Genomic DNA, 13,520 nt, shown 5'->3' with positions numbered 1-13,520 from the left:
AGAGGGTCCCCCTGTCGGTCATCCCACCCCGGAGGGACGGAACGTGTCGAGCACATTCTTCACGAGTGCCTCGTTCTCGTTCCACTGGGACGCGGGAACCGCGACCACCACGGCGTACGGCCTGCCCTGGTAGATCACCCCGCGGTCGCGCGCCCGGGCGGCGCCGTCGCTGCGGGACCAGGTGAACTCGATGTCGGCGGCGGGCACGCCGGCGACGGTCGTGCGGGTGATCGAGACCCGGTTGAAGTCCGCCAGCTTCCCATCGGCGATGGCCTGACGCTCCCAGACCAGCCAGTGCTCGTACGGGTCGCCCGTCCAGGGTGTCCGGTCGACCTGCACGTAGGCGCTGCTCGCGGGGTCGGTCCAGATGGTGCTGTTGCCCCGCACGGTACGTTGCCAGCCGCGCGGGACGCCGATCGTGAAGCCGGGGCCGCCCGCCTTGACCAGGCCGTCCGGGAGAGGCGTCCGGACCGGGCCGCCCGACGAGGCGGAGGACGTGGCCGGCGCGGTGGGCGCGTCCGGCGTGGGCTCCTTCGCGACGGTCGTCGGCCGGCGGGACGCGTCGGGTTCGCCGCCGGACGTGCCGTCCGGCCACAGCAGGAAGCCGGCCGCCGCCAGGATCGCCGTCGCCACGACGACCCCGGCGAGGATCGGCGGCACGACCGACCGTCTCCGCTTCGTTCCGGACGCGGCGGGCGGCACTGGCGGCGCGTACCCGGGCGGGGCGTACCCGGGCGCCGTCCACTGGTCTCCCGAGCCCGGCGGGTACTGCGCGGTCATGTCGGGGACCGGTCCTGGGACGGGCGGCGGCGCGGCGGCTTCCCATGTCGTGGCCGCGGACCTTGCGGCGGCGTCCGCGGCCGGGTCCACCGACGTCGCCTCGCTCGACGCGAGCTGCGCGGCGGCGAGGCCGGCGGCGTGCCCGGACGCGATCGCCTTCAGGGCCTCCTCGGCGCGGTCGCCGCTCAGCCGCCGGACCGGGTCGCGTTCCAGCAGGCCGGTGAGGACGGGGGCGAGCGGGCCCGCGTTCCTCGGCGGCGGGACGTCCTGCGTCATCACCGCGGCGAGGACGGCCATCGCGTCGCTGCGGTGGTGCGGCGCCTTGCCCTCGGTCGCCGCGTAGAGGGTGGCGCCGAGCGCCCACAGGTCGGACGCGGGGATCGCCGGGTCGCCGTTCACCCGCTCCGGCGACATGTACGCGGGCGACCCGATGATCAGGCCGGTGCCGGTGAGCGTCGCGTCCCCCGCCATCTGCGCGATGCCGAAGTCGGTGAGGACCGCCCGGTCGTCGTCCGCGACGAGCACGTTGGCGGGCTTGACGTCCCGGTGCAGGATGCCGATCGCGTGCGCGGCGCGCAGCGCGCCAACGATCTGCCGCCCGATCGTCGCGACGCGGCCGGGCGGCAGCGGCCCGTCCTCGTCCACGATGTCCTGGAGAGAGCGGGCCCGTACCAGCTCCATGACGATCCATGGCCGGTCGTCCTCGTCCACGACGTCGTGTACGGTCACGACGCCCGGATGGTTCAGCCGCGCCGAGGCACGGGCCTCGCGCAGCGTCCGGCGGTGCCGGTTGTCGCGCTCGCCGTCGCTCAGCCCGGCGGGCAGGACGACCTCCTTCACCGCGACGTCCCGGTCGAGGGTCTCGTCGCGGGCGCGCCAGACCGTGCCCATGCCGCCACGTCCGACCACGGACACGAGCCGGTACCGGCCCGCCAGGACACGGCCTTCCATCAGTCTTCCGCGGGTTCGAAGAACCGGTAGACCGGCTGGAGGTCGGAGAACACCTTGTCCCATTCCTTGTCGGGGGCGCGCAGCAGGATGGCGTAGCCGTGCCCGTCCGTCACGAACCCCCGGTTGAGGACGTGCTGCCGGCGGCCGCCGGCGCCGGCGAAGGTGAACTCCCAGTCCGCGGAGTCGTCGCCGTCGCCGGTGTCGGGGACGGGCGGCTCGTCGCCGGTCGGCTCGATCCCGATCAGCTTGTAGCCGGGCCAGCCGGAGCCGCCGCGCTCCTGCCGCCGCCAGTCGTCGATCGCGCTGTCGCCCGGGTCGTCGGTCTGGTCGATCTGGATGTAGACCTTGCGGTCGGGCGAGTAGAAGAAGTCGCCGCCCTTGTCGCGCTCCGGCCCGCTCCAGCCCTCCGGGACGGGCACGGAGTAGCCGCTGCGGTCCTTGTGCATCGTGAAGCCGGCGGGGAGCCCCGCGCTCGGCGTGCCGCTGGGCGACGCGGAGGTCGTGGAGGCGGACGAGGTGCGGCCGGCGGTCACCGGGGTCGTGGCGCCCTCGTTGCGGGCCTTCTTCCCGTCGCCGCCGCCGTTGGCGAGCGCGATGCTCGCGACGACCACGATGACGATCAGCACCACCACGGCGATGATCAGCACGTTCCGGTTGGAGGCCAGGGCCGGGCGCGCGGTCGCGTGCGTCGTCGGCGGGAAGTGCGTCGCGGTCCCGTGACCGGGGCCCCCGTGATCTGGACCGGCATGACCGGACGGCCCGCGCTTCAGGGCGCCGTGGCTCAGCGACCCGTGGGCCGAGGGCACGGCGCCGCCGGTGGGCTCGGTCCGCGGGCCGGAACGCCAGGACGAGACGCGGTCCGGGTCGGGCGCCGTCTCGCCGGGGCCGGCCTTCGCGCCGCCTCCGCCGCCGGTGCCGCCTCCCTCGCCGGGCCCGTCTTTCCTGCCGGACCCGTCCTTCTTGCCGGGCCCGCCTCTCTTGCCGGGCCTGGCGGCCTTGCCGGCCGGGATGTCGAAGCTGGTCAGCTGGTCCGGGCGGGCTTCGGGCGCCTCCGGACCTGCCGCACGGACCGGGTCGACGCTCGTGGCGCCGCCGGGGTCGTCCATCTCTGCGGGGACCGGCTGGTCGGGCGCGTACGTCTCCGGGTAGGGCTCGGCGTACGCCTCCGCGTACGGCTGCGCCCCATACGATCCCGGCCCGCGCGATCCCGGCTCGTTCGCTCCCGGGGGCGGAGCCGCCTGCTGGGCGCCGGGAAGCTCGTCCATGGAGAACTCGACCGCCATGGTGCGCTGCGTGTCGACGGTCTCCTGGCGGACGATCTCGTCCAGCAGGGCACCGGCCTCGATCGCGTCCATCCGCTGGTCGGGGTTCTTGCGCAGCAGCCCGTCGATGACCGGGTTGAGCCGGCCGCCGTTCTGCGGCGGGTCGGGCTCGTCGGAGATCACCGCGACCAGCGCCGCCATCGGCTCGGACCGCTCGAACGGCGACTTGCCGTTCATCATCGCGTAGAGGGTGACGCCGAGCGACCACAGGTCGGAGGCGGGGCCGGCGACCCGGCCGCGGGCGCGTTCGGGCGCGATGTAGGCGGGCGAGCCCATGACCAGCCCGGTCTGGGTGAGGGTGGCGTCGCCGGAGGCGGTCGCGATGCCGAAGTCGGTGAGCACGGCGCGCTCGCCCATCCGGCCGGTGCCCGTGATGAGCACGTTGCTGGGCTTCACGTCGCGGTGCAGGACGCCGGCGTCGTGCGCGGCGTGCAGCGCGGCGAGCATCTGCCGGCCGATCTCGGCGGCGCGGCGGGTCTCCAGCGGCCCGTCCTGCTTGATCACCTGGTCCAGGGAGCGCGCCTTGATGAGCTCCATGATGATCCAGGGCCGGTCGTCCTCCTCGACGACGTCGTAGACGGTGACGACGCCGGGATGGCCGAGCCGCGCCGCGGTGCGGGCCTCACGGAACGTGCGCTTATGGTGGACGGCGCGTTCCTCATCGGTGAGACCATGCGGGAGGATGACCTCCTTCACCGCGACATCACGACCGAGGACCTCATCGTGTGCCTGCCAGACCGTCCCCATTCCGCCCCGGCCGACCTGGGTCACCAGTCGGTAACGGCGGGCGAGCAATCGCTCACCGGTGGGTTCACTTGGCATATCCGCGACCATATCGACTTTTGCTGACAACCTTGGACCGAGCTTGCAAGCCACATCCCCCTACCCGTACGACGTCCGGCGTCACGCCGAGGTTCGCCGCAGGACGCACCCGTACGGACGGAAGCATGGTGGACGTGACATCCGCGACTGATGACCCCGCCACGAACGACAGGACCACACCGCGCGGCGACCGGGGGGCGGCGGCGGCGAAGGACCCGCGAGGCGGGGGCGGCCTGCGGGGCGAATGGGGGCGGCTGATCCAGTCCGCCCCGACGATCTTCTTCTGGTACACCCGTCTCTCCGGGATCCTGTCACTGCTCGCATGGGTCTCCTATGGTCTCATCCTCGAGATAGCCGATATCTGGGCACTGCGCTGGATCGGGTATCTCGGCTGGTTCCCGAGCGTGCCCATCGGCCTCATGTGGATCCTGCTGTCGATGGGCATCCGGCGGCGCAAGAAGGCCGCCTGGCGGATCCTCGTCCTGATCTTCTGCCTGCCGACGGCGCTCGGCGTCACCGCGGTCCTGACGACCGTTCTCAACCCCGACAAGGGCACCCCCGTCGGCCTGATCGTCACCGCCGCCGTCTACCTCGCCGTCCTCGCCCTGCTGATCAGCGCGCGAGGGCAGTTCACCACGCTGCCCGACCGCGCCAACCGCCGGCTCGCCAGCCTCGTCTTCACCAGCCTCCTGGTCGTGACCTGCGGAATCGGCACGTTCCTCGTCACCCTCACCGACCGGGACCACAGCGGCGCCTTCTGGACGCAGCCGCTCTACGCGGTCTCCCAGACCGTCCTCGGGCCGCGCGTGACGGGCAAGCCGATCGACGTCCACGTGCCGTTCTGGGTCGACGCGATCCTGTGGGTCCTCGGGACCGGGCTGCTGATCGCCACGTTCTGGGCGATGTTCCGGCCGGGCCGCCAGGACCCCGTCCTGAGCCCCCAGGAGGAGCTGGCGGCGCGCGCGCTGCTCGCCGAGTACGGCGACCAGGACTCCCTCGGCTACTTCGCGCTGCGCCGCGACAAGGACGTCATGGTCGCACCGAACGGTAAGGCGGCGATCGCCTACCGGGTGGAGGGTTCGGTCTCCCTGGCCAGCGGCGACCCGCTCGGCGACCCCGAATCGTGGGACCAGGCGATCGAGGCGTGGCTGGAGGAGTGCCGCGCCCACGCCTGGATCCCCGGCGCGGTCAGCGTCGGCGAACGCGGCGCGCACATCTACCGCCGGCACGGGTTCGACGCGCTGGAACTCGGCGACGAGGCCGTCGTCGACCTCACCGACTTCAACCTGGACGGACGCGAGATGCGGCAGGTCCGCCAGGCCGTCCGGCGCGTCGAGCGGGCCGGGTACTCGGTGCGGATCCGGCGGCACTCGCAGATCCCCGCCTGGGAGATGGCCAAGCTCATCCGCAGCGCCGACGCGTGGCGCGGCGAGGACACCGAACGCGGCTTCTCCATGGCCCTCGGCCGCCTCGGCGACCCGACCGACGGCCGCTGCGTCATGGTCGAGGCGTTCGACGCCGAGGGCGAGCTGCGCGGGCTGCTCAGCTTCGTCCCCTGGGGGCGTGCCGGGCTGTCGCTGGACCTGATGCGCCGCGACCGGCTCGCCGAGAACGGGCTGAACGAGTACATGGTCGCCAAGCTCGCCGAGAAGGCCGCCGCCGTCGGCGCGCAGCAGCTTTCGCTGAACTTCGCGATGCTGCGCGCCGCGTTCGCGCGCGGCTCCCAGATCGGCGCCGGGCCCGTCTCGCGGCTGTACTACCGGTTCCTGTCGTTCGCGTCGAAGTTCTGGCAGCTCGAATCGCTGTACCTGTCGAACGCCAAGTACCTGCCCCACTGGCGTCCCCGCTACATCTGCTACATGCAGGGCCGTCACCTCGTCCGGCTGGGCCTCGCCTACGCCCGCGCCGAGGGGTTCCTGCCGAACCTGAACCGTCCCAAGCTGGACCGGGCCGCCGCCATGGTCCCTTCCGCCGGCCTCGTCGACGAGATCCAGCGGATCGAGGAGGCCGCCGACGTGGCCCGCGCGCCGCAGCGCCGGCTGTCGGAGCAGGAACGCGTCAGGCACGCCAAGCTCGACCAGATCCGCGCCGCCGGGATGGAGCCCTACGCGCTCGGCTGCGAACGCACCGACTTCGCCGCCGACGTCCGCTCGCGCTTCCCCGGCCTCGCGCCGGACACCCGCACGGACCACCGCGTGGCGATCGCGGGACGCGTCGTCCTCGCCCGCGAACACGGCCGCCTCATCTTCGTCACCCTGCGGGACGAGACCGCCGACCTGCAGGTGATGCTGACCGCCGACGCGCTCGGCGAGGAGTCCCTGCACCAGTGGAAGACGCTGATCGACCTCGGCGACCAGGTCGGCGTGGAGGGCGAGGTCGTCACGTCCCGGCGCGGTGAGCTGTCGGTCCTGGCATCCTCGTGGCGGCTCACCGCCAAGTGCCTGCGGCCGCTGCCGAACAAGCGCTCCGGGCTGTCGGATCCGGAGGCCCGCGTCCGGCAGCGGTACGTCGACTTCATCGTCAACGACGAGGCCCGCCGGATGCTCCGGATGCGCGGCGACGCCGTCGCCGCCGTCCGCGACGGCCTCCGCGAACGCGGCTACCTCGAAGTCGAGACGCCGATGCTGCAGCCCGTCCACGGCGGCGCCACCGCCCGCCCGTTCACCACCCGCATCAACGCCTACAACATGCAGCTCTACCTGCGCATCGCACCCGAGCTCTACCTGAAGCGCCTCCTCGTCGGCGGCGTCGGCCGCGTGTTCGAGCTGAACCGCAACTTCCGCAACGAGGGCGTCTCCCCCAAGCACAACCCCGAGTTCACGATGCTGGAGGCCTACGAACCGTACGGCGACTACGACACGATGGCCGCCCTGACCCGCTCCCTGGTCGTGGACGCCGCCCGCGCCGCCCTCGGCACCACCGTGATCGTCCGCGACGGGGTGGAGTACGACCTCGCCGAACCCTGGCAGGAGATCACCGTCTACGAGTCCGTCTCCAAGGCGCTCGGGGAGGAGGTCACCCCCGACACGCCCCTCTCCGCCGCCCGGTCGTTCGCCGAACGCCACGGCCTGAACTTCGACCCGCAGTGGGGTCAGGGCAAGATCGTCCAGGAGCTGTTCGAGGCGCTGGTCGAAGAGGGCCTGACTGCGCCCACGTTCGTCCGCGACTACCCGGCCGAGACGTCCCCGCTCACCCGCCCGCACCGCGCCGACCCGCGCCTCGCCGAGAAATGGGACCTGATCGTCTTCGGCCTCGAACTCGGCACCGCCTACTCCGAGCTGATCGACCCCATCCTGCAGCGCAAGCGGCTCACCGAGCAGTCGCTCCAGGCCGCCGGCGGCGACCCCGAGGCGATGGAGCTGGACGAGGACTTCCTGCGCGCCCTGGAGTACGCGATGCCCCCGGCGGGCGGCATGGGCATGGGCATCGACCGCCTCATGATCACCCTCACGGGCCGCAGCATCCGCGAGACGATCCCGTTCCCGCTGGTCCGCCCCGGCTCCTAGAGGCGGCGAGGCACGGCGCGGTACCCCTGACCGGCCAGCCATCCGCGTGCCGCGCCCCGCCGGGCGTCCTCCCCCTCGGGCAGGGCGGCCGGCGGGATCGGCAGCCCCTCGACCTCGCCGGCCGGCAGGACGTCGCCGCGCTCCAGGTCGAGAACCTGGAGGCCGTCGTCCATCGCCGCCGCCACGGCGCCCAGGTCGACGGGAAGCGGGGAGAGCTCCGAGCGGCCTTCGATCTCGTCGGCCAGCTCGGCGTCGCCGGGACGCCCACGGCACCGCAGCGCATCGGCGCAGGCCCCCGCGAGCGCATCGGCCCCGGGCAGCCCCCGTGCCGCGACGAGCACGTCGCCCGCGTACTGCAGGACCGGTTCGAGCGGCCGCCCCTCCAGCGCCGCCAGCCCGGCGGCCCCGTCGCCCCGGGCGACGGCCGCCCGCAACCGCGCCAACGCCGCCTCGCCCCAGTCGCTCACGCAGACCTTTGTACAGACATCCTCCGACATGAGCGTGCGGATTCGCCAAGGCCGTTCGTCTTTCGCATGGACGACCGGCCCCACCGGTCGGTGGACGAGCGTCACCACGGCGCCGTGGAGCGCGTCAGGGCTTGAGGGTGGCGCGGACGGTGTGGACGGCGTCGGGGGCGGCGAAGCCGAGGAGGCGGGCGGCCTCGTCTTCGACGGCCTGCTCGTCGGGGAGGGGCGCGAAGAGGTCGATGGTCAGGTCGGCGCGCCCGGCCTTCCTGTCGTGCTTCAGCGTCCAGATGCCGTGGACGCGCCCGTCGATGAGGAGCGTGGGGTTCGTCGTCGCGCCCACGCAGACGGCCTTGCGCTGCTCGTCCGTCATCAGGCGCGTGCGGTCGGCGTAGGCGAGGATCAGGTTGTCGAAGTAGGGGAGGAAGCGGACGGGGGCGGGGGCGCCGGGGTCCGGGAGGGGCGTGTCGGGGAGGTCGAAGAGTTCCACGCCGTTCTCGTCCTTGTAGACCTCCAGGGTCGGGCGGAGTTCCGCGAAGGCGGCGTCCATGCGGCGCAGGCCGGACCACATCTGGAAGTCCTTGACCGACGCGGGCCCGAACGCGGCGAGGTACCGGCGGATCAGGCGGCCGGGGGCGGTGTCGTGGAGGGGCTTGCCGATCCACTCCTCCGCCAGGGCGAACGGGGTGGCGCCGCCGGTGTTCCAGGTGCCGCTGGGCGGCGGGTGGACGATCGGGAGCAGCGCCTGCGCGGACCAGCCGAGGGCCTGCCTGTCGCGGCCGGGCCAGAGTTCGGTGAGGTTCCGGGCCAGCTCGGGGCGGGTGAGGGTCCGGCCGTTCAGGAGCCTGCGGGCTTCGGCGGCCAGCTCGTCGAGGTCCCAGTCCTTGGTCACGCGCCCGAACGCGGCCTGCCGTCCGCGCAGGATGCTGTCGTGCATGAGGGGACGGAGCCACAGGTAGTCCTCGGCGAGCGCCATGTGCTGCGTCCCGCGGAGGATCGACCCTCGCACGACGGATCGGCCGGTCATCAGGTCGGTGAGTTCGCGTTGGCGGAAGCCGGCCAGCCTCGTCCACAGGCCGAAGTAGGGCATGTTGATCTCCTGCGCCTGGATCGCGACGAGCCGTGCGACCGCATCGCGAGCAGGCATGGGGGAGCGTTTCAGGAGGAGCTGCCGTTCCAGGGCCGCACGGTTCAGCGTCCGGCGATCGAGTATCCGCATCACGGTCCCAACGAGAGAACGAACTGTTCCGTTCCAGTGTATCAGAACGGAATGCTCTATTCCCATGCCTCGCTAGGCGTCGCCGGACTGCTCCCGGTACGCCTCCACGGCGTAGCGGAGCCGGGCGCCGACGAGGAGCGCCTCGTCCTCCGGGCAGCCGAGGAGGCGGCTCACCAGCTCGATGATCTGCTCGTCCGAGAGATCCGGCTCGCGCGCGGCGATGCGTCCGACTATCTCCACCAGTTCGGGACGCTTGTAGTTGACGATCGACTGTCCCCGTCTGACCTGCGTGGGCTTGGCCACCGGATCGGCCGGCCGCGGCTCGGGCGGCGCCGGAGGCTCGGGCGGCTTCGGCGGCTCGGGCCGCGCCGGCGGTTCCGTTCCCGGCCGCCCACCCGGCTTACCCCAGAGCGCGGGAATGTTCGAGGGCTGGGCGGGGGACGCGGGAGGCTGCGGTTCGCCTTGGCCGGCGGTGCGGGGTCCGCGGCCCGGAGCGTCCAGCCGCCGTGGCGGTACCCGGGGACCCTGTGCGGGCGGGCCCGGCTCAGGAGGCGCGGCACCCGGACCGGAGTCGTGCTCCGGCCGCCGGGGCGGAACGTCCGCGCCGGGCACGGGGCGGTCCCCACGCCGGGCGGGCGGCTTCTGCTCCGGAGGCGGGCCGCTCGGACCTTGGCCCGGAACTCGTGCGTTCCAGCGCGGGGCGTCCAGCCGGCGCGGCGGCAGGGCGGGGCCGGCCTGAGGCGCGGACGGAGACGGGGACGAAGACGAAGAGGGGGACGAGGACGCCGGCTCCGGTTTCGCGGTGCCGGGATCCTGCTCGGGAGCATGCGGATCGCGGACGTCCGGCCGCTGCGGCGGGACGCCCGAGCCCGCCACGGGTCTGTCGCCGCGGTGCGAGGGCGCGGGGGGTCGGGCCGGATCACCACCGGGAGGCACGCTGGGGGCGCGCTTGGAGGGCCTCGGTGCGGGCGGGGCCGCGGCCGGCTCCGGCGGCGCGGCGGCGGCTCGCGGGTCCCGGGACCGCGCGTCCAGCCGCTGGGGCGGGGCGTTCGAACCGGACGCGGGGATCCCCGGGTCCGGGACGGTGTCGGCGGGACGCGTGGATTCCGCGGCCGTGGGCGGGACCTCCGGCGCCGGGGGTTCCCCGACCGGCGGAGGCTCCGCCGTCAGGGCGGTGAAGAGGGCGGTCGTGGGGGTTATCGCGCCGTGGAGGTGGCGTGGGAGGAGGGTGGACGGGGGCGGGCCCTCCAGGGGCGGCAGGTCCGGGCCGGGCGGGCCGACGAGGATGATCCGGGGGGCGAACCAGAGGAGGAAGAGGGCTTCGGCGCCGGCCTCGTGCTCGCCGTCCACGATGACGACGTCGAAGGAGTCGGGGGCGGGCGGGAGCATCTCGGGGATGCGCCACAGCGGGAGGATCCAGGCGGGGACGACGTCGGACGGGCCGGCGGGCGACGCGGGGACGGCGGCGAGGGCCGCGGCCCAGGCGCGGGCGGCGGTGAGGTCGGCGCGGACGGCCCGGAGGCGTTCCTCGGCCTCGGCCAGGGCGGTGCGGAGGCGTTCTTCGGCCGGGGCGGTCTGCCGGCCCGCGTTGCGGGCCCAGGCCCAGGCCTCGTCCCAGCGCGGGGTGCGGGTGTGCCAGACCTCGTCGCCGTCGGTGGCGATCATGAGGTTGGCGAGGTCGGGGTGGGCGGCGCGGACGCGGGCGAGGAGTTCCTCGCAGCGGATCTGGCGGGACCGCTCGTGCCGGGCCTCGGCGAGGGCGCCGAGGGCGCGGCCGTAGGCGGCGGCGTCGCGGGCGTCGATGGCGGCCAGGGCCGACCGGAGTTCGGCGGGATCGTCGTCGTCGACCGGGCCGATCGAGTCGCGGAGGGCGTCGAGGTCGGCGGCGGCCCGGCTGACGCCGAGGCCCTCCAGGGCGTTGCGGAGGGCGGCGACGTAGCCGTGCCACTGGTGCGGATGGGCGAGCGGGATGGCGAGGCCGGAGCGGTCGAGGAGCTTCCTGGTCTCGTTCACGGCGGCCATGGCGTCGCGGACGCGGGCGAGGCGGGCGTGGGCGCGGACGAAACGGGCGACGCGTTCGGCGGGCGGGAGGTCGGCCGGGAAGGAGATGCCGGCGGCCTCCCACACGTACTGCAGCTCGCGGCAGGTGATCCGCACCATGAGGTCGGTGTGGACGAGGTCGAGCAGCTCCGGTGTGGTGGGCGCGACGCCGTCGACCTTCACGCCGGCGAGGAGCGGTTCGGCCTGGCGCTGCGCGGAGGAGCGCAGCGGGCCGCGTTTGAGGGTGCCGCCGCCGGCGAGGTGGGCGCGCAGGTCGTGGGCGGCGGCGGCGAAGCCGCGCAGGTCCGCGTTGCCGGGGAGTTCGACGCTGTGGCCGCCGATTTCCGCCAGGGCGCCCTCCGCCCACTGGGCCCGGGCGGTCATCTCGGCGACCCGCGACCAGATGAGGGGACGGCGGTCGGCGAGGGCGTCGCCGAACGCCTGGGCGGCGAGGTCGGCGGGGTTCCAGCCGCCCGGGTCGCCGTCCAGGCCGAGGTCGCGGAGCGCGGCGGCGACGACGGAGGCGTTGCCGTCGAGGCGGGCGAGGAAGGTGACGTCGGTGTCGCGCAGGCGGCGGGACAGGTCGGTCTTGGACCGCTCGGCGCGTTCGGCCGCCGCGGTCTCCGCCTCGATCAGCGTGCGGACGTAGGCGGCGCTGGGCAGCGCGCCGGGGTCGACGTCGCGCTGCGCGGTACGGGCCTTGCGTTCGCCGGTCTCCTCCGCGAGGAGGACGACGAGTTCGGCGGCCTCGGACCGGGAGATCGGCGGGCCCGGCGGCATCTCCGGGCGGACCGGCATCCACGCCAGGTCGGGCGCTTCGGCGCGCTGCCGCTCCTGCGGCCCGTCCGGTTCCCGCCCGGCGCCGGCGCGGAGGCGTTCGCCGATCTCGGCGACCCGCGCAGCGGCGGCCTTCTCCTGCTCGGCCAGCGCGTCCACGTCGGGGGCGCCGGTGCGGGCGAGGATCTCGTTCGCCGCGGCGCCCGCGACGGCCGGGTCGGCGACCGTGAGACCGGCGAGGCCGGGCGGGAGCGCGGCGCGGAGCGCACCCGACGCGGTGGCTCCGGACGTGGCGACCAGGACGCGGTGGCCGCGGGTGAGCAGGCCGGCGAGCAGGTCCGGGACGGTCTCCGGCGCACGCTCGGGGACGTGCATGACGTGCGTCTTCCTGGACGGCGACACGAGCCGCGCGAGCCCCTCGGGGACACCGCCGGACAGGAGGCCGAGGAGCCGGGCGTGGTGGTCGGCGACGGCGCGGCGGCCCGGCGGGCGGACGACGAGGGCGGGCGCGAGCCGCAGGCACGGGCCGGGAGGGGCCGTGCCTGCGTCGGGCGCCCAGTCCTCGCGGTAGTCGGCGGGGGCGTTCAGCGCGACCGAGCACCATTCGCGCAGCACGTCGCCGACTGAGGTGTTCAGCCCGAAGCCCCGCCCGGCGCGGACGGCGTCCGACACCCGGTCCGCGGGCCGGTAGCCGGGATGGCCGGACAGCAGTTCCCGGTCGCGCAGGCTCGTGCGCCCGGCGAGGACGACGTCGATGCGGTCGGTGCGCTCGTCCACGACGATGCGCACGGGCGTGTTCAGCAGATGGTCGTGGACGGCCGGGCGCCAGGAGAGCAGGCCGGTCGCGAGCACCACCTCCTGCCCGGCCAGGTCGCGGAGGATCCGGTACCAGTTGCGGAGCGCGAGCCAGCCGTCGAACTCCTCCAGCACGACCGGCGGCGTCAGCGGGATGACGGGGACGCTGAACAGGACGTCGCCGGGCCCCGCGTCGGCCTCCACGTAGACGTCACCGGGCAGTTCGGACAGCCAGTTGACGTGGTCGTGCGCGGACAGGTCGCGGGACGGGCGCCGGCGCGCCCGCGCCAGATCGCGCAGGAAGCGCAGCAGCCGCGCCGCGTACTCGGACTCGCGGGCGGACTCGTCCACGGTCCGGGGCGGTTCCCTTGGGGTGCGGGGCGTCGTCCCCCCAGCCGGGAACCCGCCGGGACCCGGGCCCTCCTCAGCCACCGCGGCTCCTTCCCTTCCCACGGGGGAACGAACCTCTCACATCCTCGGCCGTCCGCACGGGCGGAGCCTGCCGCTCGGCCGGATGAAAAAGTCCGATGGTGGTGCCACGATCTAACACCTATGGGCGGGCCCGGCCAAGCACTATCAATGATCTTGCCTAGCGGGTGCTCGCCATGTAGCGGTCCTCGTTCGGCATCATCACCCACAGGACGAGGTAGACGACGAACTGCGGGCCGGGCAGCAGGCACGACAGCACGAACAGCAGCCGGACGGTCCCGGCCGACATCCCGAACCGCTGCGCGAGCCCGGCGCAGACGCCCGCGATCATCCGGTTGTGGCGCGGACGATAGAGACCCTTCATGAGTTTTCCTCTCCCCGATTCGTCGAGCGGTGAACATGGTCGCGGAAATTC

General features: G+C 73.9%; 7 protein-coding genes. 1 reads left to right on the top strand and 6 read right to left on the bottom strand.

Annotated features, from left to right (window positions below):
- Positions 1-18 precede the first annotated feature (18 nt).
- Entirely contained in the window at positions 19-1,731 is a 1,713-nt protein-coding gene (locus AB0C35_RS10105) for a serine/threonine-protein kinase (RefSeq protein ID WP_358452685.1), read from the bottom strand.
- Positions 1,731-3,875, bottom strand: coding sequence for a protein kinase (locus tag AB0C35_RS10100; RefSeq protein WP_358452683.1), 2,145 nt, complete (start codon positions 3,873-3,875; stop codon positions 1,731-1,733). Before AB0C35_RS10100 ends, AB0C35_RS10105 begins: the two co-directional genes overlap by 1 nt.
- Positions 3,876-4,129: 254 nt before the next feature.
- Between AB0C35_RS10100 and lysX the strand changes: the two genes are divergently transcribed.
- Positions 4,130-7,381 (top strand): bifunctional lysylphosphatidylglycerol synthetase/lysine--tRNA ligase LysX, encoded by a 3,252-nt coding sequence (gene lysX / locus AB0C35_RS10095; RefSeq protein WP_358452906.1) that lies wholly within the window; start codon positions 4,130-4,132, stop codon positions 7,379-7,381.
- Here lysX and AB0C35_RS10090 read toward each other — a convergent pair.
- From AB0C35_RS10090 to AB0C35_RS10075, 4 genes are all read right to left on the bottom strand, one after another.
- Positions 7,378-7,848 (bottom strand): hypothetical protein, encoded by a 471-nt coding sequence (locus tag AB0C35_RS10090; RefSeq protein WP_358452681.1) that lies wholly within the window; start codon positions 7,846-7,848, stop codon positions 7,378-7,380. The two genes, lysX and AB0C35_RS10090, sit on opposite strands and share 4 nt — an antisense overlap.
- Before the next feature lie 124 nt (positions 7,849-7,972).
- Positions 7,973-9,064 (bottom strand): winged helix DNA-binding domain-containing protein, encoded by a 1,092-nt coding sequence (locus tag AB0C35_RS10085; protein ID WP_358452679.1) that lies wholly within the window; start codon positions 9,062-9,064, stop codon positions 7,973-7,975.
- Between the two features lie 72 nt (positions 9,065-9,136).
- Positions 9,137-13,108, bottom strand: coding sequence for a hypothetical protein (locus tag AB0C35_RS10080; RefSeq protein WP_358452677.1), 3,972 nt, complete (start codon positions 13,106-13,108; stop codon positions 9,137-9,139).
- A 157-nt stretch (positions 13,109-13,265) separates the two neighbouring features.
- Positions 13,266-13,469 carry a PspC domain-containing protein gene (locus AB0C35_RS10075; protein ID WP_358452675.1) on the bottom strand — a complete coding sequence of 68 codons (204 nt, stop codon included), beginning with the start codon at positions 13,467-13,469 and terminating at the stop codon, positions 13,266-13,268.
- Between the last annotated feature and the right edge of the window lie 51 nt (positions 13,470-13,520).

The sequence above is a fragment of the Spirillospora sp. NPDC048819 genome (assembly GCF_040650055.1).
Lineage (GTDB): Bacteria > Actinomycetota > Actinomycetes > Streptosporangiales > Streptosporangiaceae > Spirillospora.
This window is presented reverse-complemented; position numbering and strand designations above follow the sequence as displayed.

Bases quoted from the DNA above. Each gene is read 5' to 3' on its own strand.
- AB0C35_RS10085 (WP_358452679.1), bottom strand. From the start codon at position 9,064: ATGCGGATACTCGATCGCCGGACGCTGAACCGTGCGGCCCTGGAACGG.
- AB0C35_RS10075 (WP_358452675.1), bottom strand. From the start codon at position 13,469: ATGAAGGGTCTCTATCGTCCGCGCCACAACCGGATGATCGCGGGCGTC.
- AB0C35_RS10105 (WP_358452685.1), bottom strand. From the start codon at position 1,731: ATGGAAGGCCGTGTCCTGGCGGGCCGGTACCGGCTCGTGTCCGTGGTC.
- AB0C35_RS10100 (WP_358452683.1), bottom strand. From the start codon at position 3,875: ATGCCAAGTGAACCCACCGGTGAGCGATTGCTCGCCCGCCGTTACCGA.